This window comes from Klebsiella sp. OBRC7, from assembly GCF_000293135.1.
GTDB classification, from domain to species: Bacteria; Pseudomonadota; Gammaproteobacteria; order Enterobacterales; family Enterobacteriaceae; genus Klebsiella; species Klebsiella michiganensis.
The window spans coordinates 109,904-128,953 of sequence record NZ_ALNJ01000085.1; the positions used below are offsets into that span (position 1 = coordinate 109,904).

General features: G+C 56.7%; 17 protein-coding genes. 10 read left to right on the forward strand and 7 right to left on the reverse strand.

Annotation, left to right across the window (positions count from 1 at the left end):
- Positions 1–14: 14 nt before the first annotated feature.
- From HMPREF1144_RS16665 to mdtH, 3 genes are all read right to left on the reverse strand, one after another.
- The gene (locus HMPREF1144_RS16665; RefSeq protein ID WP_009653390.1) at positions 15–575 is read right to left on the reverse strand and encodes a lipoprotein; all 561 of its coding nucleotides are present in this window, start codon (positions 573–575) and stop codon (positions 15–17) included.
- A 135-nt stretch (positions 576–710) separates the two neighbouring features.
- Positions 711–1,358, reverse strand: a complete 648-nt coding sequence (gene grxB / locus HMPREF1144_RS16670) for a glutaredoxin 2 (protein ID WP_004849875.1) — start codon at positions 1,356–1,358, stop codon at positions 711–713.
- Positions 1,359–1,423: 65 nt separating this feature from the next.
- The gene (gene mdtH / locus HMPREF1144_RS16675) at positions 1,424–2,632 is read right to left on the reverse strand and encodes a multidrug efflux MFS transporter MdtH (RefSeq protein WP_004849878.1); all 1,209 of its coding nucleotides are present in this window, start codon (positions 2,630–2,632) and stop codon (positions 1,424–1,426) included.
- Between the two features lie 229 nt (positions 2,633–2,861).
- Between mdtH and rimJ the strand changes: the two genes are divergently transcribed.
- The 4 genes from rimJ to murJ all read left to right on the forward strand — a co-directional run bounded on the left by rimJ (position 2,862) and on the right by murJ (position 6,677).
- Positions 2,862–3,446, forward strand: a complete 585-nt coding sequence (gene rimJ, locus HMPREF1144_RS16680) for a ribosomal protein S5-alanine N-acetyltransferase (protein WP_004131378.1) — start codon at positions 2,862–2,864, stop codon at positions 3,444–3,446.
- A gap of 9 nt (positions 3,447–3,455) precedes the next feature.
- The gene (locus HMPREF1144_RS16685; protein ID WP_009653456.1) at positions 3,456–4,103 is read left to right on the forward strand and encodes a YceH family protein; all 648 of its coding nucleotides are present in this window, start codon (positions 3,456–3,458) and stop codon (positions 4,101–4,103) included.
- Between the two features lie 2 nt (positions 4,104–4,105).
- Entirely contained in the window at positions 4,106–5,029 is a 924-nt protein-coding gene (locus HMPREF1144_RS16690; protein ID WP_042927935.1) for a Gfo/Idh/MocA family protein, read from the forward strand.
- Positions 5,030–5,141: 112 nt separating this feature from the next.
- On the forward strand, positions 5,142–6,677 hold the full coding sequence (gene murJ, locus HMPREF1144_RS16695; RefSeq protein ID WP_009653526.1) for a murein biosynthesis integral membrane protein MurJ: 1,536 nt from the start codon (positions 5,142–5,144) through the stop codon (positions 6,675–6,677).
- Between the two features lie 54 nt (positions 6,678–6,731).
- Here the strand turns inward: murJ and HMPREF1144_RS16700 are convergent, their stop codons facing one another.
- Positions 6,732–7,946, reverse strand: a complete 1,215-nt coding sequence (locus HMPREF1144_RS16700; protein ID WP_004849885.1) for an MFS transporter — start codon at positions 7,944–7,946, stop codon at positions 6,732–6,734.
- Positions 7,947–8,055: 109 nt separating this feature from the next.
- Between HMPREF1144_RS16700 and HMPREF1144_RS16705 the strand changes: the two genes are divergently transcribed.
- Positions 8,056–8,991 carry a LysR family transcriptional regulator gene (locus HMPREF1144_RS16705; RefSeq protein WP_004849886.1) on the forward strand — a complete coding sequence of 312 codons (936 nt, stop codon included), beginning with the start codon at positions 8,056–8,058 and terminating at the stop codon, positions 8,989–8,991.
- A 44-nt stretch (positions 8,992–9,035) separates the two neighbouring features.
- On the opposite strand, the gene rne is transcribed toward HMPREF1144_RS16705, so the two are convergent.
- The gene (gene rne / locus HMPREF1144_RS16710; RefSeq protein ID WP_004849889.1) at positions 9,036–12,290 is read right to left on the reverse strand and encodes a ribonuclease E; all 3,255 of its coding nucleotides are present in this window, start codon (positions 12,288–12,290) and stop codon (positions 9,036–9,038) included.
- Positions 12,291–12,987: 697 nt separating this feature from the next.
- On the opposite strand from rne, the gene rluC reads away from it, so the two are divergent.
- Positions 12,988–13,941 carry a 23S rRNA pseudouridine(955/2504/2580) synthase RluC gene (gene rluC / locus HMPREF1144_RS16715; RefSeq protein WP_014228836.1) on the forward strand — a complete coding sequence of 318 codons (954 nt, stop codon included), beginning with the start codon at positions 12,988–12,990 and terminating at the stop codon, positions 13,939–13,941.
- Between the two features lie 12 nt (positions 13,942–13,953).
- On the opposite strand, the gene HMPREF1144_RS16720 is transcribed toward rluC, so the two are convergent.
- Both HMPREF1144_RS16720 and HMPREF1144_RS16725 read right to left on the reverse strand, forming a co-directional pair.
- A complete protein-coding gene (locus HMPREF1144_RS16720) occupies positions 13,954–15,099 on the reverse strand; it encodes a dienelactone hydrolase family protein (RefSeq protein WP_009653402.1) in 1,146 nt (381 codons plus the stop codon).
- A 199-nt stretch (positions 15,100–15,298) separates the two neighbouring features.
- Complete coding sequence (locus HMPREF1144_RS16725; protein ID WP_004849894.1) at positions 15,299–15,883, reverse strand: Maf family protein; 585 nt, start codon at positions 15,881–15,883, stop codon at positions 15,299–15,301.
- Positions 15,884–16,024: 141 nt separating this feature from the next.
- On the opposite strand from HMPREF1144_RS16725, the gene yceD reads away from it, so the two are divergent.
- The 4 genes from yceD (at position 16,025) to HMPREF1144_RS16745 (ending at position 19,043) form a co-directional block, all read left to right on the forward strand.
- On the forward strand, positions 16,025–16,546 hold the full coding sequence (yceD, locus tag HMPREF1144_RS16730) for a 23S rRNA accumulation protein YceD (protein WP_004849895.1): 522 nt from the start codon (positions 16,025–16,027) through the stop codon (positions 16,544–16,546).
- Positions 16,547–16,562: 16 nt separating this feature from the next.
- The gene (gene rpmF, locus HMPREF1144_RS16735; RefSeq protein ID WP_004101077.1) at positions 16,563–16,736 is read left to right on the forward strand and encodes a 50S ribosomal protein L32; all 174 of its coding nucleotides are present in this window, start codon (positions 16,563–16,565) and stop codon (positions 16,734–16,736) included.
- A gap of 202 nt (positions 16,737–16,938) precedes the next feature.
- Complete coding sequence (plsX, locus tag HMPREF1144_RS16740; RefSeq protein ID WP_071532286.1) at positions 16,939–18,036, forward strand: phosphate acyltransferase PlsX; 1,098 nt, start codon at positions 16,939–16,941, stop codon at positions 18,034–18,036.
- A 53-nt stretch (positions 18,037–18,089) separates the two neighbouring features.
- Positions 18,090–19,043 (forward strand): beta-ketoacyl-ACP synthase III, encoded by a 954-nt coding sequence (locus HMPREF1144_RS16745; RefSeq protein ID WP_004849901.1) that lies wholly within the window; start codon positions 18,090–18,092, stop codon positions 19,041–19,043.
- The last annotated feature ends 7 nt before the right edge of the window (positions 19,044–19,050 follow it).

The window sequence follows — 19,050 nt, forward strand, 5'->3', positions numbered from 1 at the left end:
CAGCGCCCGAGCTATCAGTTGGTGAACGGGATAATAATCTCGCCGGGCTTCACTTCAATCCCTTTAGCATACTTTTTCGCCAGCGCTTCACCGGTGCTGGCATCCTCGCGCAGGACGTAGGCAGGCTGCTGATTGAAGTAGCTACGCAGGGACTGATTCAGGTAAGGGATCAGCGTCTGAACGACAGACTGGAGCTTTTCCGGCTGAACTTTAGCATCGACGACTTCCATCTCCTGCAGGAAAATGGCCCCCTTTTCTTTATTGAAAGCCGGCAGCGCTTTGAGCTTCAGATCGATGGTCGCTTTCTGGTTCCCGAAAAGTGAATTCAGATCTAAATTGGCCACGCCGCTTAACGTGACTTTGTTTGGTTCTTCACGGCCAATAGCGCTGGTAAGCTTTTGCAGTTCAATATGGGCATCCGCTACGCCTGGCAGGCCAATATCCTTAGCGAAGTGGTTACGTTTCTGCAGCGCCTGATTGATTTCCTGCTCGCTCACGGAATATTGCGTGAGCTGATTACAGGCGCTAAGCAGGCCGCTAACGATAAGCGCGGCCGCGATAAACATCTTTTTCATTGGATTCCTTAATGTCATGCCATGGGTTCATCCTGACACAAAGCAGCATGGCCCGCCAGCGCAGCAGGTGCTAGCGGAAAAGACTGAAAAAGAGGCGTTCGGCAGCGAAGGGTCAAACCATCCGCTGCCTTGAGATTAAATAGCCATTGAGGAAAGCAGGTTGATCTGCGTCTGTTTGGCCATGTTGTCACGATAGGCGGCCACCCGACTCGGCCAGTTCACGCCGGCAACCAGCGTCAGATTCCTCAGCAGAGGAAAGAGCTGAATATCATCTTCAGAGAGTTCTCCGTTGACGGCGTTGGGCTGGACAATCAGTTTATCCAGCGCCCGCAGATCGTCGCTGATGTTCTTCACCAGACCGGGGGAATGGGCGAGATGGTCGGCAAAGCTGCCGATAGCCGCCTCTTTCTTTTTCACAAAATAGGCGCGCGCTTCTGGCGTGGCGAATTCATCAAACGCGGATTTGGCAAAGCGGGGGATCAACAGGCGATTCGCGTAGCCGTTGACCTTCCGCAGCCAGGTTTCCACCGCCGGATTACGCGGGCCGGTAAGCAGCGGTTTGCCGTCCAGCTTATCAACATAGTGCACGATATCCATGCTTTCCGGCATATAGCGGCTATCATCTTTTTGCAGGATTGGCGCCATTTTCTGGCCGATCATTCGGGTGGGGGTTAATTCATCATCGTTCAGGAGCACAATCAGTTCGACGGGGATATTTTTCAGGCCGAAAATCATGCGGGCTTTAAGGCAGAACGGGCAGTGATCGTAGATATATAACTTCACGTTTCTCCTCCATTGTTGCTGAACATCCTCGATTCAGTATGGAGGAGAAACGAAGGCCCGGCAAATCAGGTTCGCGGCTCCAGCATTCCGGAGGCCGAACGTTTTGGACTGAACTGCCACCACAGCGCAATAAACGTCGCGAGGCCGATAATGCCCAGCATCAGCCACGGCAGCTCAGGCTGACCGACGGCCTTACCGGCATCAAACAACCAGCCGCCGCCTGCGTAGCCGAAAGCGCCGCCGAAGGCCAGGCCTAACCGGCTAAAGCCCATATAGCTGCCGCGCGCTCTGGCATCCGCCAGCGACGCCCCCAGCGTTTCACGCGCGGGTTCAGCGATAATTGACCCCATATAAAATACGCAGATCAGCGTAAACAGCTGCTGCAAATTGCTGCTCAGGCCAATTGGCATCATCGCGAGCGTCATGATCAGCAGGCCGGCCATCAGGCGCTGCTCCAGGCGAAAACGCTTTTCGCTCCAGCGGGCAATCGGATATAGCAGCGTTAGCGAAATGGTCGCTTCAATGGCGTACATCCATTTGACCGCCGCCGGAGAACCCGCAATATCATTGACCATAATCGGCAGCATCAGCATCACCTGCACCGCCAGCATGTAATACCCGGTCAGCGTCAGCACATAGGTGACAAAGCGTTTGTCGCGCAGCACGCGCCCCAGACCTTCACGAACCGGCGTTTTGACCGTCGACAGCTTCCAGGCGGGAAGATACCAGGCGTTGAATGCCGCACAGGCGATAAACAGCGCCGCACCGGCGCTGCACACCAGGCGAAAATCATATTGCAGCAGCCAGCTGCCCAGCAGCGCGCCGATCACCGCTCCTGCGCTGTCCTGCATCATCAGGATAGAGAAGAAACGTCCGCGCTGGTGCGGGCGTACCAGCTTGACCACCAGCGCCGCCCGCGGGGGATCGAACAGCGTGCCGCCGAGACCTGAAAGAATACAAGAGAGCCACAGCACCCAGGGTTCGTGGGCGACGGCCATCGCCGCGAAGCCGGCCGCGCGCATCAGCATACCGGTAACGATCATCGGTTTGGCGCCAAAACGGTCGGCAATGGCGCCGCCAAATATTCCTAAGCCTTGCTGCACCAGCTGACGCAGGCCGAGCGCAATCCCGACCATCAGCGCTGCCCACCCCATCTGGTCGACAAAGCGAATGGAGATAAGCGGAAACACAACGAAAAAGCCGAGTACGACCAGCATGTTATCGACTAACAGGAAATATTTACCCAGGCTCCTTGCCTGCGATACGCGGGACATTTCCCCTCCAGGGAAAAATAAGAATAAGCTCTGACATTTTGCGGGGTTAATGGCTATTTTCCCAGCACACTCGCGACAATATTTTTTTATCAAAATGCAAGAACGATAGAGGCTATTCATCGAAAAGCAGAGATGGTGCAGAAAATGGTATGTTGCTGTTTTCACACCGCCGTGCAGGACAGGTATAGTAAAGTCAGCAAGTATTGCGTCAGGGGAACAGGAGAGGGGAATGTTTGGCTATCGCAGTAACGTACCGAAGGTGCGTTTGACGACGGACCGGCTGGTGGTTCGGCTGGTGCACGATCGTGACGCCTGGCGTCTGGCCGATTATTACGCGGAAAATAAAGGGTTCTTAAAACCCTGGGAACCGGTGCGCGATGACAGCCACTGTTATCCTTCCGGCTGGCAGGCGCGTTTATCGATGATTTCTGAGTTTCATAAGCAGGGCTCGGCGTTCTATTTTGCTCTGCTGGACCCGGAAGAAAAAGAGATCATCGGCGTGGCGAATTTTTCGAACGTGGTGCGCGGATCGTTTCATGCCTGCTATCTCGGCTACTCCATAGGGGAGAAATGGCAAGGGCAGGGGCTGATGTATGAAGCGCTGACGTCGGCTATTCGCTATATGCAGCGCACGCAACATATCCATCGCATAATGGCAAACTATATGCCGCATAATCAGCGCAGCGGCGATTTGTTGGCGCGTCTGGGCTTTGAAAAAGAGGGTTACGCCAAAGATTACCTGCTCATTGATGGGCAGTGGCGCGATCACGTACTGACGGCGTTGACGACACCGGACTGGACCCCGGGTCGCTAAGGAGACATCATGAAATATCAGTTAACCGCACATGAGGCGCGGGTCATTGGCTGCATGCTGGAAAAGCAGGTCACCACGCCGGAGCAGTACCCCCTGTCGGTCAACGCGGTGGTCACCGCCTGTAACCAGAAAACAAACCGTGAACCGGTAATGTCGCTCAGCGAAAGCGAAGTTCAGGATCTGCTCGATACGCTAGTCAAGCGCCATTATTTGCGTACGGTCAGCGGTTTCGGCAATCGGGTGACCAAGTATGAACAACGCTTCTGCAACTCTGAATTCGGCGATCTGAAATTCTCACCGGCGGAAGTCGCTATCGTGACCACACTGCTGCTGCGCGGGGCGCAGACGCCTGGCGAACTCCGCGGTCGCGCGCAGCGAATGCATGAATTCAGCGATATGGCCGAGGTTGAAAGCATCCTCGAAAAGCTGGCTTCGCGAGAAGATGGCCCCTATGTTGCGCGTCTGCCGCGGGAGCCCGGCAAGCGTGAAAGCCGCTATATGCATCTGTTCTGCGATGATATGGATTCACTGATTACCGTCGTGGAGGCCGTGTCGCCGCCCGGCGACGATCTTCAGATGCGCGTTGAGGCGCTGGAGGCGGAAGTTGCCGAGCTGAAAGCGCGCCTCGATTCACTGCTGGCTCACCTGGGAGATTAAGCATGTCGGCGAAACTACGTATAGGAGTGGTTGGCCTTGGCGGTATCGCGCAAAAGGCGTGGTTACCGGTGCTGGGGGCCGCCGATGACTGGACGCTACAGGCGGCGTGGTCGCCCGGGAAAGAGAAAGCGCTGCGTATCTGTGAAACCTGGCGTATTCCCTATGCAGATTCTCTGGAACAGCTGGCGGCGCAGTGTGATGCCGTATTCGTGCATACTTCAACGGCTTCACATTATGAAGTGGTTTCCCGCCTGCTCAATGCCGGAGTGCATGTCTGCGTTGATAAACCGCTGGCGGATAAACTCAGCGATGCGGAGGCGCTGGTTGAGCTGGCCGCTCGCCGTCACCTCACGCTAATGGTCGGGTTTAACCGCCGTTTTGCCCCCCTCTATCGCGAGCTGAAGGCCCAGATCGGGAGCGCTGCGTCGCTGCGGATGGATAAGCACCGTAGCAACAGCGTAGGCCACGATCTGCGCTTCACGCTGTTGGATGACTATCTGCACGTCGTCGATACCGCGCTATGGCTGGCGGGCGATAAAGCGCGTTTAAGCGGTGGTGCGCTGCACACTACCGCTCAAGGGGAGATGCTGTATGCCGAACACCATTTCAGTTGCGGAATGATGCAGATAACCACCAGTATGCACCGCCGCGCCGGAAGCCAGCGGGAGTGGGTGCAGGCGGTAACCGACGGTGGATTATATGAAGTCCGTGATATGCGGGAGTGGCAGGAGGAGCGGGGGCGCGGCGTGATCCAGCGTCCGGTCCCCGGCTGGCAGACCACCCTTGAGCAGCGTGGGTTTACCGGCTGCGCGCGGCATTTTATCGAATGCGTGCAAAATCAGACGGTTCCTGAAACGTCCGGCGAGCAGGCGCTGCTGGCTCAGCGCGTTATAGAGAAACTCTGGCGCGAAGCGATGAGCGAATAATCCGTTGTAACAACTGACAGTAGTAATTCATTATGAACCCGGTAGACTATCGCCACTTTCCAGCGCCCGCATTTGCGGGCGTTTTACTCCAGGGTTGTGGAATAACACGTTAATGAATCTTTTAAAATCACTGGCGGCCGTCAGTTCGATGACCATGTTTTCGCGCGTGCTGGGCTTTGCGCGCGATGCAATTGTGGCGCGTATTTTTGGCGCGGGGATGGCCACCGACGCCTTCTTCGTTGCTTTTAAACTCCCGAACCTTTTACGGCGTATTTTTGCTGAAGGCGCTTTCTCTCAGGCTTTCGTCCCCATTCTTGCTGAATACAAAAGCAAACAGGGTGAAGATGCGACCCGGGTGTTCGTCGCCTACGTGTCGGGGCTGCTGACGCTGGTTCTGGCGCTGGTCACCGTCGCCGGTATGCTGGCGGCACCGTGGGTGATTACTATCACCGCGCCGGGATTTGCCAATACGCCCGAAAAGTTCGCCCTGACCACGCAGCTCTTGCGAATCACTTTTCCCTATATTCTGCTGATCTCCCTGGCTTCACTCTTGGGCGCCATCCTGAATACCTGGAACCGCTTTTCGGTGCCTGCTTTTGCCCCGACCTTCCTGAACGTCAGCATGATTGGTTTTGCGCTGTTTGCCGCGCCCTATTTTAATCCGCCGATGCTGGCAATGGCGTGGGCGGTAACGGTTGGCGGTATTTTGCAGCTCGCCTGGCAACTGCCGCATCTGAAAAAAATCGGCATGCTGGTGCTGCCGCGGGTCAACCTTAAAGATGCTGGCGCGGTGCGGGTGGTGAAACAGATGGGGCCGGCGATCCTTGGCGTCTCAGTCAGCCAAATCTCGCTGATCATTAACACTATTTTTGCCTCATTCCTTGTTTCCGGCTCCGTATCGTGGATGTACTACGCCGATCGTCTGATGGAGTTTCCGTCCGGCGTACTGGGCGTGGCGCTGGGGACCATTTTGCTGCCTTCGTTGTCTAAAAGCTTCGCCAGCGGCAATCACGATGAATACTGCCGTTTGATGGACTGGGGATTACGCCTGTGCTTCCTGCTCGCGCTACCGAGCGCGGTGGCGTTAGGGATCCTGGCCAAGCCGCTGACGGTCGCGTTATTCCAGTACGGGAAATTTACCGCTTTTGATGCCGCGATGACCCAGCGTGCGCTGGTGGCATATTCAGTCGGGCTGATGGGGCTCATCGTCGTGAAGGTGCTGGCTCCCGGATTCTATTCGCGGCAGGACATTAAAACGCCGGTGAAAATTGCCATCGTCACGCTGATCATGACGCAGGTGATGAACCTCGCCTTTATTGGGCCCCTGAAGCACGCTGGCCTGTCGTTGTCGATTGGCCTGGCGGCCTGCCTGAACGCCGCGCTGCTCTACTGGCAGCTGCGGAAACAGAAAATTTTTACGCCTCAGCCGGGCTGGTTCCTGTTCCTGCTGCGCCTGGTCATCGCGGTGATTATTATGTCAGCGGCGCTGCTGGGCGTGATGTACCTGATGCCGGAGTGGTCGCAGGGGACGATGCCGTTCCGCCTGCTGCGCTTGATGGTTGTCGTGGTGGCCGGCGTTGTCGCCTATTTCGCGACGCTGCTGCTGCTGGGCTTTCGCGTGAAAGAGTTTGCGCGTCGCACGGTCTGAGTGGTTCTGATGAAATAAAAAGCCGCTCTGCAGGAATTGCACAGCGGCTTTTTTTTACCTGACGGTTCGCTGCGCCGATACGACCCTGGCGCTTTCCAGCAGGCGGATCCCAAGGGCAATCGCACCGGTTACGACGGCGAGGGTCACCACGCCGCTCCAGCCTGCGAGCACATACAGTTTGCTTCCCAGTACTGAACCCAGCGACATCCCAATAAACACGCCGGTGAACAGCAGCGCGTTGAGGCGTCCGCGCGCCTGCGGCTCCAGGCCATACACCAGGTTCTGGTGCGCTACGAGGCTGGATTGCAGCCCCAGGTCAAAACCGACGGCCGAGATGGCAATCAGGATTAGCTGACCATGCTGCGGTAGCGCAGGCAGCAAAAACATCAGGGCAAACGAAACCGTCACCAGCGCCGCGCCCATTTGCGTGACTTTTTCTGCGCCGAACTTGTCGGCCAGGCCGCCGGCAAGCGGGGCGGCAAGCGCCCCGGCAGCCCCTGCAATACCGAAGCCACCGGCTACCGCGCTGCCCATCTGATAGTGTGCCAACAGCATGACCGCAAGCGTAGACCAGAAGGCGCTAAAGGCGATAGAGAGGAATCCCTGGGCGAATGCGGCGCGACGCAGGGCCGGATAGCGTTTCCACAGATGCGCCATCGATTTCATCAGCTGCGGGTAGCTGAGGGTTGAGTGAATTTCGAAGCGCGGCAGCACGCGCCACATCACCACACCAATCATCGCGATGCTGACCGCAGCCGCCTGATACATTACCCGCCAGCCGAATAGCGCTCCCACCAGACCACTAACGGTTCTCGACAGCAGGATCCCCAGCAGCAGGCCGGTCATCACCGTACCCACCATTTTCCCCTGCTTGCCCGCGGGAGCCAGAATCGCGGCTGCCGGTACGATATCCTGCGCCATGGTCGCGGCCATACCGATAAGCAGGCTGACAATCAGCAGGGAGCTTAGCTGACCGGTAAGGCTGCAGAGCAGCAACAGGACGGCCAGCGCGGCGCTTTTCATCAGGATCAGCTTTCTGCGGTCGTGGCGGTCGCCAAGCGGGAGAAGGAAAAGTATGCCCAGCGCGTAGCCGGCCTGGGTCAGGGTCGGAACCAGACCCATACCCTCAACGCTCAAATGGAGGTTAGCCCCCATCAGCGGCAGCAGCGGTTGCGCGTAATAGATTGAGGCGACGCTGAAGCCTGCGCCCAGCGCAAGGATGAAAATGACCCACCCGGCGGCGCGGGAGGTGAGTGGAGTTGGTGTCATGGTGGATTCCTCTTAGAAGCGATGGTGCTATTTTTCCCGTAATCCGGCTGGCGCGGTAGATAGCCCGGTGGTAAAACGGTTATACGCTAAACGTATAGGCAAAATATAAATGAAGAAGCAAGAGCGTATAGATCGTATCGAACTGATGCGTACGTTCATTCGTATCGTGGAGGCCGGGTCTCTCTCCGCCGCCGCGGTACAGATGAATACGACCCAGGCGACGGTAAGTCGACGGCTTCAGTCTCTGGAGGGGCTGCTTGGCGCAAAGCTGATTCTGCGCACGACTCACGCGATGAAGCTGACCGATGACGGTGAGCGCTGTTATCAGCATGCCCGCCAGGTCGTCGATGCCTGGCTGGCGCTGGAAGATGACCTGCGGATCACCGATGACCGGCCGGTGGGGATTTTAAGAGTGCGGGCCCCGCATGCGTTTGGTCAGCAACAGCTGCTGGGGCCGCTGGTGGATTTTTTGCAGCGCTATCCCCAGCTGGCGGTTGAATGGATGCTGAACGATAAGACGGTCGATTTTCTGAGCGATGGTATCGACTGCGCGATTCGCGTGGGGGCCGAGGTGGATCCGGCTACGGTATCGGTACTGCTGGCCGAGGTTCCCCGCAGCGTGGTGGCATCCCCATCGCTGCTGGCAAACTTGCCGCCGTTAAGCGCGCCGCAGGAGATGTCGTTGCTGCCGTGGATAGCCATCAGTACGTTCTATCAGCATGAGGTGAGGCTGCAGTCTCAAGTGGATGAGCAGCTTATTACCTTTGCCATCGCGCCGTGTCTGAGTACCGATAGCGTGCATGTGGCGCGTAATACCGCGCTGGCGGGGCTGGGCGCGGCGATTGTGTCGAGCTGGGCGGTAGCGGACGATATTGCCGCCGGGCGGCTGGTGGAGCTGTTCCCGCAGTGGCGAGCCTCACCGCTGCCGGTACACCTGGTGTATCCCTGGGCGCGCTATTATCCGACGCGGTTGCGTAAGTTTCTCGATCTGATGCGTGAGGTCATGCCGCAGATTGCGGGAATGCAGCGTCCTGAAGGGGAATAAAAAAAGACCGGCCGCGGGGGCCGGTCTTGTCGAGGTGACGTTACTTACTCTACGGGCTGCGGACGGGTAGGTCCGGCAGCGGCTTTGTGCGTGGCGCTATGACCGCCAGCAGAACCTTTACCGTCAAAATCAAAGTTCGGGCGAACCCACTCGCTTTGACGAGGCGCTTCAGGTACGTAGTCTGGCGCTGGGGCGCGGGTCATCGGTGCCGTGGCGTGACGATTGGCGACCTTAACTACCGGCGCAGCCGTGACAACAGGTTGAGTCGCAACGACCGGCTCCGCCGCTGGTGCAGGTTCAACCACCGGTTCGGAAACAACAGGCGCTTCCTCAACAACCACCGCCGCCTCTTCAACCGCAACAGGTTCAGCGACCGCAGCTTCCGGTTCGACAGCCTCTTGCGCAACGACGTCAACGGCTTCTGCGACAACTTCTTCGGCCACGGCTTCATCGGCTTCGGCAATCAGCTGCGGCTGTTCATCAACCGGGGCGGCGATAGCCTCCGGATGCGTGGTTTCTACGACCGGAACTTCAGGTTCGTTAATCACCGCCACAGGCTCGGTAGTGGCCACTGGCTCGACTGCGCTTTCTGCGGCGACAGCCGGAGCAATCACTTCAGAGACAACCGGCTCAGCGGCAGCCACTGGCGCGACGACGGGCTCAGCCGCAGTGGTTGAGAACTCCTGAACCTGCACGTCTTCCTGCTGCTGGTCCTGAGGGCGAACGACCGGGTAGCGGATCCACACTTTACCAGACGCCATTTCCGGCGATGCGCAGGCTACGGTCAGCGGCATCGGGGATTGCGTCGGGTAACGCTCATCACGGTAGCGACGACGGCGCTGGCCGCTGACGCGCAGGTGACGAGGAGAACGACGTGAACGACGCGGCATACCGTTAGATTCGCGGGATTCACCGTTGTCGTCATGCTCCGCAGCGGGTTCAACAACCGCCGGCAGATCGACTTTCGCCAGTTCAGTGCGCGGCGCTGCGGCTTCCGGCTGGACGACCGGCGCTTCGGCGACCTGAGGCGCGGCTACCGGCTCGACAACCTGTTCAGCGGCAGCAGATTCAATACGCACCTTCTGCGCCAGCTGGCGAGGTTTACGACGCGGCATCGTCTGCACGCGCTCTTCCTGCTCGCTCTCCTGAACAACCGGCTCTTCGCGGGTTTGCGCTTTGGCTTCTTGCTGAACCTGACGTTTATCATCGTTACGGCGGCGATTACGTTCGCGGCGCGGCTGCTGCTCGTCGCGCGCTTTGCCTTTTTCGCTATCTTCGACCGTTGTCTGGCGAATTTCGCGCGGCTCAGCGTTCTGCTGCTGCTTCTCACGACGGTTGCGGCGGTTTTCTTCACGAGACTCGCGGCCTTCGCTGTTCTCGGCACGACTATCGCGGTTCTCGCGGCTATCGCGATTATCCCGGTTGTCGCGGCGGTCATTGCGATCGCGGCGGTTGTTGGAACGCGGTTTACGACGATCCTGCTGACGCTCGGATTTCTCTTCCGCTTTTTTCTCAACCTGAACTTCTGCCGGTTTAGTCTCTTCCTCGCTGGAGAACATTTTTTTCAGCGCGCTGAAGAAGCGGGCAACCAGGCCAGGCTGCGCCGACGCTGCCGGCTTCGGTGCGGATGCGGCAGGCGCAACGGTAGCCGCGGCTTTGGCCGGCTCTTCCTGGGCCGGAGCCGGAGGCGCGTCAGGCATGACAAAAGCAGCCAGCGCCGGTTGTTCCGGGAGCTTACGCTCGGCCGGCTCTTCATCAGAAGGCATGGCCATCTCTTCTTCGTGCAGTTTCGGCAGCAGATAGCTCAGCGTGGAGGTCTCTTCGCCCTTACGCACGCGCAGAACAGAGTAGTGCGGCGTTTCCATCTGGTCGTTTGGCACGATAATAACGCGCACATCGGCCTGACGGGTTTCAATCGCGCTTACTGCGGCACGTTTTTCGTTCAGCAGGTAAGAGGCAATCGGCACAGGTACGATAGCGTGAACTTCTTTGGTGTTCTCTTTCAGCGCTTCTTCTTCGATCAAACGCAGAATAGAAAGCGACAGCGATTCGTTATCGCGCACGGTACCCGTTCCGCTACAGCGCGGGCAGACATGATGGCTGGACTCTCCGAGTGACGGGCTCAGGCGCTGACGCGACATCTCCAGCAGTCCAAAGCGGGAAATATGGCTGATCTGGATGCGCGCTCTGTCCTGACGGACGGCTTCGCGCAGGCGGTTTTCTACCGCACGCTGGTGGCGAACCGGTGTCATATCGATGAAGTCGATAACGATCAGGCCGCCAAGGTCGCGCAGACGCAGCTGACGAGCGATTTCATCGGCTGCTTCAAGGTTGGTATTAAACGCCGTTTCTTCGATGTCGCCGCCGCGGGTGGCGCGTGCGGAGTTGATATCGATAGCGGTCAGCGCTTCGGTGCTGTCGATAACGATAGAACCGCCGGAAGGCAGACGCACTTCACGCTGGAAAGCGGACTCAATCTGCGATTCGATTTGATAGTGGCTGAACAGCGGGATTTCCCCGGTGTACAGTTTGATTTTGCTGCTGAAATCCGGACGACCCAGCGCCGCAATGTGCTGGCGAGCCAGCTCAAGCACCTTCGGGTTGTCGATAAGGATTTCGCCGATATCCTGACGCAGATAGTCGCGGAAAGCGCGCACGATGACGTTGCTTTCCTGATGGATCAGGAACGGAGCAGGGCGGCTGTCTGCGGCTTTCTGGATGGCTTCCCAGTGCTTCAGGCGGAAGCTTAAGTCCCACTGCAGCGCTTCGGCGGATTTGCCGACGCCCGCTGTGCGAACGATAAGTCCCATGCCGTCCGGCAGCTCAAGGCTGGCCAGCGCTTCTTTGAGTTCGGTGCGATCGTCGCCCTCGATGCGGCGTGAAATACCGCCAGCGCGTGGGTTATTCGGCATCAGCACCAGATAGCTACCCGCCAGGCTGATAAAGGTGGTCAGCGCGGCGCCTTTATTGCCACGCTCTTCTTTATCGATCTGGACAATCACTTCCTGGCCTTCACGCAGCACGTCCTTGATGTTTGGACGACCGTGAGAATTGTAGTTGGCAGGGAAGTATTCGCGGGCAATTTCTTTGAGAGGGAGGAAACCATGACGCTCGGCACCATAATCAACAAATGCGGCTTCGAGGCTAGGTTCAATACGAGTGATTTTGCCTTTGTAGATGTTCGCTTTTTTCTGTTCGTGCCCGGGGCTTTCGATATCCAGGTCGTACAGGCGCTGCCCATCAACAAGGGCGACGCGCAACTCTTCCTGCTGAGTTGCGTTGATTAACATTCTTTTCATCGTAACTTACTCATTATTCTTACATTGACGACTAAGCTACGGGCAGAGTAACGCCTTACCGGGGAAAACCGATGGCCTCGTGTCTGTTTCACGTCGCCAACCTCACGGCTGTCGCGCGCTTAAGAGGCGCAGAGTGTCGGTCGCCTGTATTTCAAACGGAAACACAGCGCACTTATCAGGGGAACTGCCTGGGATGTATCACCAGAGAAGATTCCATTTATACCCATCGTTTTTCATGCAGCAGGCGTGGCGACTTAACCTGCTCATCTTAATCATTTGATCCAGATGAGCGCCGGGATATCCCAGTGTGAACGCCTTCCTGCGACGTGAAATCCATAGAGCCTGTACCGGTAAGGACTGCAACCCGCAGCCCGCTAACTGTCTGAAAGATCAATACGTCTTACGCCATTGCTGCGTTGATGATCGGTCAGACAAAATTGGTCATTCCGCTAATTTCTTGTTCTAACAAGTTTCAGCACGGAATACTGCATCATTATTCCATTGCTAAGCTCGTTATAGCAAGTTGACTTTCACCTTTTATCACCCGGTTACTCACAGTTTTTTCACCCGCGTATACAGATTGTTCTAATAACAAACAAAACGATGATGAAGCGTACTGTGAAATCCGGATGATGATAAATATAAGCATATAAAAATGAGTGGCGCTAATGCGTCGGGCTATTTAGAATCGCGCACCATGAAAACTGAGATCCCAAGCGTAAAAATGGTTGCCATTGCTGATGATGAAGCCGGGCAACGTATCGACAACTTTTTGCGTACGCAGCTGAAGGGCGTACCGAAGAGCATGATTTATCGCATCTTGCGTAAAGGCGAGGTGCGGGTTAACAAAAAGCGCGTGAAGCCGGAATATAAGCTGGAAGCCGGCGACGAAGTGCGCATCCCGCCGGTTCGCGTCTCTGAGAAAGAAGAAGAGGCGGTCTCTCCGCACCTGCAAAAAGTGGCCGCGCTGGCCGATGTGATTTTATATGAAGACGATCATATCCTGGTGCTTAACAAGCCTTCCGGAACGGCGGTACACGGCGGCAGCGGATTGAGCTTTGGCGTAATTGAAGGTCTGCGCGCGCTGCGTCCGGAAGCGCGTTTCCTGGAGCTGGTGCATCGCCTGGATCGCGACACCTCCGGCGTGCTGCTGGTCGCCAAAAAGCGCTCCGCGCTGCGCTCCCTGCACGAGCAGCTGCGCGACAAAGGAATGCAGAAGGATTACCTGGCGCTGGTGCGCGGGCAGTGGCAGTCGCATACTAAAGTGGTGCAGGCGCCGCTGCTGAAAAATATCCTGCAGAGCGGTGAGCGCATTGTGCGGGTTAACCAGGAGGGGAAACCGTCGGAGACGCGCTTTAAAGTTGAAGAGCGTTATACCCATGCGACGCTGGTGCGCTGCAGCCCGGTGACCGGTCGTACGCATCAAATCCGCGTACATACGCAATACGCCGGCCACCCTATTGCTTTTGACGACCGCTACGGCGACCGTGAATTTGATAAGCAGCTGGCGGGCACCGGCCTTAACCGGCTGTTTCTGCATGCGGCGGCGCTGAAGTTTACCCATCCGGGTAGCGGGGAGATTATGCGCATTGAAGCCCCCTTAGATAATCAGCTTAAGCGCTGCCTGCAGGTCTTGCGTAACGCGAAATGACCGCGCCCAGGCTCAGGGTTTGAGCCACCTGGCAAGCCAGGGGAAAACTTCATCCTGCTGTTGTTGATTAAAAACGTGGCCCAGTTCCGGCCACGTTTTTGTTTCCAGCTTATCCTGCGCGTTTTGCGACGCCCACACTTTATGTACTTTTGCGAAGGCGTCGTTAACGGCTTCCGCCGGGAAGAGCTTATCTTGTCCGCCGCTGTAAATAAGCATCGGTTTTGGCGCGGCAATGCTGGCAATATCGGGAATATCGAGGCGTCCGGATAAGCCAGGGTGAAGCATATAAAACGCCGACTGGCCGCGCAAAACGTTGTTGCCAGGCTGCATCAGGCCGTTCCAGGTTCCAAACCAGGAGATAACCGCAGTCGCGGCGACTTTGTCAGACAGTGCGGCCAACTGCCAGGCGCGAAAACCGCCCATTGAGAAACCCACGACCCCAATGCGTTGACTATCAACCGTTTTTAAAGTGCTGAGGAAATCGACGGTGCGCAGATCTTCATAGGCAACTTCACCTGCCAGCGAGCGCCCCAGGTTAAAGTAGTTGCTGGCGAGGGCCTGCTGCTGCTCGTAGACCATCGGCCCTCGGTCCCCCCAACCCGGGCTATCAATGGCGATGACGACATAGCCGCGCTGCGCCAGTTCATCGCCGATAAACCGACCGCTGAAAAATTTATCCGCCCACGCCTCGGCGCTGGCCAGCCGTGCGGCGTCGTTCCACGGACGGATTAGCTTCTCCTTACCGATATCAAACTTTGAGCCATGGTCGTGCAGCAGAACAATTGCCGGGTGAGGGCCGGGGGAATTTGGCGTCAACATCAGCGCGGCAATCCTGTTATCGTCGGTTACGTTGAAGGCCAGCTTCTCGGCGGTATACGCGCCTCGATTTTCTCTCATCAGCGTTTGCGGCGCGAAGGGGAGTGTCGACGCCGGGGTTAGCAGAGACTGCCGAAGCAGCGTACGAGCCTGCTGTCGCCATTGCTCAAAATCACGGTAGTGGCCAGAGAGCCACGAGTCCGGGTAGGTCATCTGCGCTTTCAGCTGCTGCCAGGAGGCGGGGAGATTGCCATCTACGATGCCCTGGCGCTGCCAGTCATGGGCATTAACGCCGGCGGCGGCCAGCAGGGTGAGGGTCAAAAGCGTAGCGCGGGTTGGCATAGTGGCTCCATTTAAAAATAAAACAACGTTTCATAATGGATTCTAATGGCGCGGGTAAAATAAACTGTGACAGGCGATGCATTAATTAAGTTGGGGTAAACCTGCTCTGCTCCGTTGGGCAGCGGGTAAAACGCGTTGTAAAGCGGCGGCACGCGGCCTCAGGAAGAGACCGCGTGGGAGCGGGAGGCCTTAATCATGTTTACGTGAGCAGGGGATTCAACGCTTCCCGGCGCAGCATCTGGCACAGGGCAATGAGCGGCAAACCGACCAGCGCGTTGGGATCGCGCCCCTCAAGCCGTTCGAATAGCGTGATGCCTAAACCTTCACTTTTAAAGCTTCCGGCGCACTGCAGCGGGTTTTCCTTGCGGATATAGCTCTCAATTTCCTGGTCGCTTAAACGGCGGAAATGAACGTCGAAAGGTTCGCATTCCGTTTGTAGATGACCGTTGGCGGAATTGTACAGCGCCAGGCCGGTATAGAACGTGACGATGGTGCCGCTGGCCTTTCTCAGCTGGCGATGGGCGTTTTCTTCCGTATGCGGTTTGCCGGTAATTTCACCGTCCAGGACACAAACCTGATCGGAGCCTATAATGAGGTGCTGTGGGTAGCGTGCGGCAAGGGCCTGCGCCTTTGCCTGCGCCAGACGCATCACCAGCTGGCGGGCAGGTTCGCCGGGCAGCGGGGTTTCATCAACGTTCGGCGCAGCGCATTCAAAAGGCACCGACAGTTTTTCCAGCAGCATTCGCCGCCACGGCGAGGTTGACGCGAGGATTAGTTCAGACATATTTTTTCATCCACATATAGCGCTTCGCAGAGCATCATTTTAAACTATGCGCCGCAATGTGTGCGAATAAATGGCAAAAGGCAACCTGAGGCTGCCTTTTTCTTTGACTCTATGACGTTACAAAGTTAATATGCGCGCCCTATGCAAAAGGTAAAATTACCCCTGACTCTCGATCCGGTTCGCACGGCTCAAAAACGCTTAGATTACCAAGGTATCTATACCCGTGATCAGGCTGTGCGTGTCGCTGATTCTGTTGTCAGCGTGGACAGCGATGTGGAATGCAGCATGTCGTTCGCTATCGATAACCAGCGTCTTGCCGTTTTAAGCGGCGATGCGACGGTATCGGTAACCCTCGAATGTCAGCGTTGCGGGAAACCGTTCCCCCATCATGTTCACACAACGTATTGTTTCAGCCCCGTCAGAAATGACGAACAGGCCGAAGCACTGCCGGAAGCGTATGAGCCGATTGAGGTTAACGAATTCGGTGAAATCGATCTGCTGGCGCTGGTTGAAGATGAAATCATCCTCGCCTTGCCCGTAGTTCCGGTGCATGATTCTGAACACTGTGAAGTGTCCGACGCGGACATGGTCTTTGGTGAACTGCCTGAAGAGGCACAAAAACCAAATCCATTTGCCGTATTAGCCAGCTTAAAGCATAAGTAATTGAGGAGTAAGGTCCATGGCCGTACAACAGAATAAACCAACCCGTTCCAAACGTGGCATGCGTCGTTCCCATGACGCGCTGACCGCAGTCACCAGCCTGTCTGTAGACAAAGCTTCTGGTGAAAAACACCTGCGTCACCACATCACTGCCGACGGTTTCTACCGCGGTCGCAAGGTTATCGCTAAGTAATCACGCATTACTCCATGGATTTCGCGTTGCAAGAAGACGCAAGCGAGAGAAGCACCAGGAGCATAGCTCACTATGTGACTGGTGTGAACGAGCGCAGTCAACGCACTTGCCGCGTGAAAGCCGAAGAGTAAAAGCGTGATGAAGCTTAGTGAGGATCTCCCCGGGTAACTGGGGAATAACCAAACCGAGCAGCGACGTTACCTTGACACGTCTAACCCTGGCGTTAGATGTCATGGGCGGGGATTTTGGCCCTTCCGTGACAGTGCCTGCAGCATTGCAGGCACTGAACTCTAATTCACAACTCACACTTCTTTTAGTCGGCGATCCCGACACTATCGCGCCATTACTTGCCAAAGCTGATTTTGAACAACGTTCACGTCTGCAGGTTATCCCTGCGCAGTCAGTTATTGCCAGTGATGCTCGGCCCGCGCAAGCGATTCGCGCCAGTCGCGGTAGCTCAATGCGCATTGCGCTGGAGTTAGTGAAAGAAGGGCGGGCTCAGGCCTGCGTCAGTGCGGGTAATACCGGAGCGCTGATGGGGCTGGCGAAGCTGCTGCTTAAGCCCATTGAGGGGATCGAGCGCCCTGCGCTGGTTACTATGTTGCCGCATCAGCTGAAGGGCAAAACGGTGGTGCTGGATTTAGGCGCTAACGTGGATTGCGATAGCACAATGCTGGTGCAGTTTGCCGTCATGGGGGCGGTACTTGCCGAAGAAGCGATCGGTATTAAGGATCCCCGCGTTGCGCTTCTGAATATCGGCGAAGAAGAGATGAAAGGTCTCAGCAGCATTCGCGACGCGGCGGCGATTTTGAAGACCCTGCCGACCCTCAACTATATTGGGTATCTGGAAGCCAACGAATTGTTGACGGGCAAGACGGATGTTTTGGTTTGTGATGGATTCACGGGCAACGTCACATTAAAAACGATGGAAGGTGTTGTCAGAATGTTCCTTTCACTGTTGAAATCACAGGGAGAGGGGAAAAAAAGGTCGTGGTGGCTGCTTTTATTAAAGCGTTGGTTACAAAAAAGCCTGTCGAGGCGATTCAGTCACCTCAACCCCGACCAGTATAATGGTGCCTGTCTGTTAGGATTACGCGGTTCCGTGATTAAAAGTCATGGAGCTGCCAATCAGCGCGCTTTTTGCGTCGCGATAGAGCAGGCTGTGCAGGCTGTGCAGCGGCAGGTTCCTCAGCGAATTGCCGCTCGCCTGGAATCTTTATACCCTGCAGGTTTCGAATTGCCTGAAGGCGGCAGAAGCGGAAATTCCAGGCCTCAAACCCGGATGACCGGCAACGACTGACGCCTCGCAGTTTGAGTTAACCCGGTATATTACCCAAGAGTGACTGAGCGTACATGTATACGAAGATTATTGGTACCGGCAGCTATCTGCCTGAGCACGTGCGTACGAACGCTGAACTGGAAAATATGGTCGATACGTCTGACGAGTGGATTGTTACTCGTACCGGTATCCGCGAGCGTCGTATTGCCGCACCGAATGAAACAGTTGCTACGATGGGCCTTGAAGCCGCTAAGAATGCGTTGGACATGGCGGGCGTCAAGCCGGAGCAAATTGGTCTGATTATTGTTGCGACCACCTCCGGTACCCATGCGTTTCCTAGCTCGGCTTGCCAGATTCAATCAATGTTGGGTATTAAAGGCTGCCCGGCGTTTGACGTCGCTGCGGCCTGCGCGGGGTTCACCTATGCGCTCAGCGTTGCCGATCAATACGTGAAAAACGGTGCGGTGGATTACGCGCTGGTGATCGGCGCTGACGTGCTGGCGCGCACCTGCGATCCTGCCGATCGCGGAACCATTATTATTTTTGGCGATGGCGCCGGCGCCGTGGTGCTGGGTGCTTCTGAAGAGCCGGGCATCATCTCCACCCATCTGCACGCGGATGGCAGCTACGGAGCGCTGCTGACGCTCCCGAACGCCGATCGCGTCGAACCGGAAAACCCCATCTATCTGACGATGGCGGGTAATGAAGTCTTTAAGGTGGCGGTAACCGAGCTGGCGCACATCGTGGACGAGACTTTAGCTGCGAACAACCTCGAGCGCTCTGCGCTTGACTGGCTGGTGCCGCATCAGGCCAACCTGCGTATTATCAGCGCCACAGCGAAGAAGCTGGGCATGTCGATGGACAACGTAGTCGTCACGCTCGACAGACACGGTAATACGTCGGCGGCATCTGTTCCCTGTGCGCTGGATGAAGCCGTTCGCGATGGCCGCATTCAACGTGGTCAGCTTATTCTGCTGGAAGCCTTCGGTGGTGGTTTCACCTGGGGTTCCGCGCTGGTTCGTTTTTAGGATAAGG

Coding starts and splice junctions, on each gene's coding strand:
- HMPREF1144_RS16745 (WP_004849901.1), top strand. CDS start 18,090: ATGTATACGAAGATTATTGGTACCGGCAGCTATCTGCCTGAGCACGTG.
- HMPREF1144_RS16665 (WP_009653390.1), bottom strand. CDS start 575: ATGAAAAAGATGTTTATCGCGGCCGCGCTTATCGTTAGCGGCCTGCTT.
- HMPREF1144_RS16720 (WP_009653402.1), bottom strand. CDS start 15,099: ATGCCAACCCGCGCTACGCTTTTGACCCTCACCCTGCTGGCCGCCGCC.
- HMPREF1144_RS16725 (WP_004849894.1), bottom strand. CDS start 15,883: ATGTCTGAACTAATCCTCGCGTCAACCTCGCCGTGGCGGCGAATGCTG.
- HMPREF1144_RS16690 (WP_042927935.1), top strand. CDS start 4,106: ATGTCGGCGAAACTACGTATAGGAGTGGTTGGCCTTGGCGGTATCGCG.
- mdtH (WP_004849878.1), bottom strand. CDS start 2,632: ATGTCCCGCGTATCGCAGGCAAGGAGCCTGGGTAAATATTTCCTGTTA.
- rluC (WP_014228836.1), top strand. CDS start 12,988: ATGAAAACTGAGATCCCAAGCGTAAAAATGGTTGCCATTGCTGATGAT.
- rne (WP_004849889.1), bottom strand. CDS start 12,290: ATGAAAAGAATGTTAATCAACGCAACTCAGCAGGAAGAGTTGCGCGTC.
- rpmF (WP_004101077.1), top strand. CDS start 16,563: ATGGCCGTACAACAGAATAAACCAACCCGTTCCAAACGTGGCATGCGT.
- murJ (WP_009653526.1), top strand. CDS start 5,142: ATGAATCTTTTAAAATCACTGGCGGCCGTCAGTTCGATGACCATGTTT.
- HMPREF1144_RS16705 (WP_004849886.1), top strand. CDS start 8,056: ATGAAGAAGCAAGAGCGTATAGATCGTATCGAACTGATGCGTACGTTC.
- rimJ (WP_004131378.1), top strand. CDS start 2,862: ATGTTTGGCTATCGCAGTAACGTACCGAAGGTGCGTTTGACGACGGAC.
- yceD (WP_004849895.1), top strand. CDS start 16,025: ATGCAAAAGGTAAAATTACCCCTGACTCTCGATCCGGTTCGCACGGCT.
- HMPREF1144_RS16700 (WP_004849885.1), bottom strand. CDS start 7,946: ATGACACCAACTCCACTCACCTCCCGCGCCGCCGGGTGGGTCATTTTC.
- HMPREF1144_RS16685 (WP_009653456.1), top strand. CDS start 3,456: ATGAAATATCAGTTAACCGCACATGAGGCGCGGGTCATTGGCTGCATG.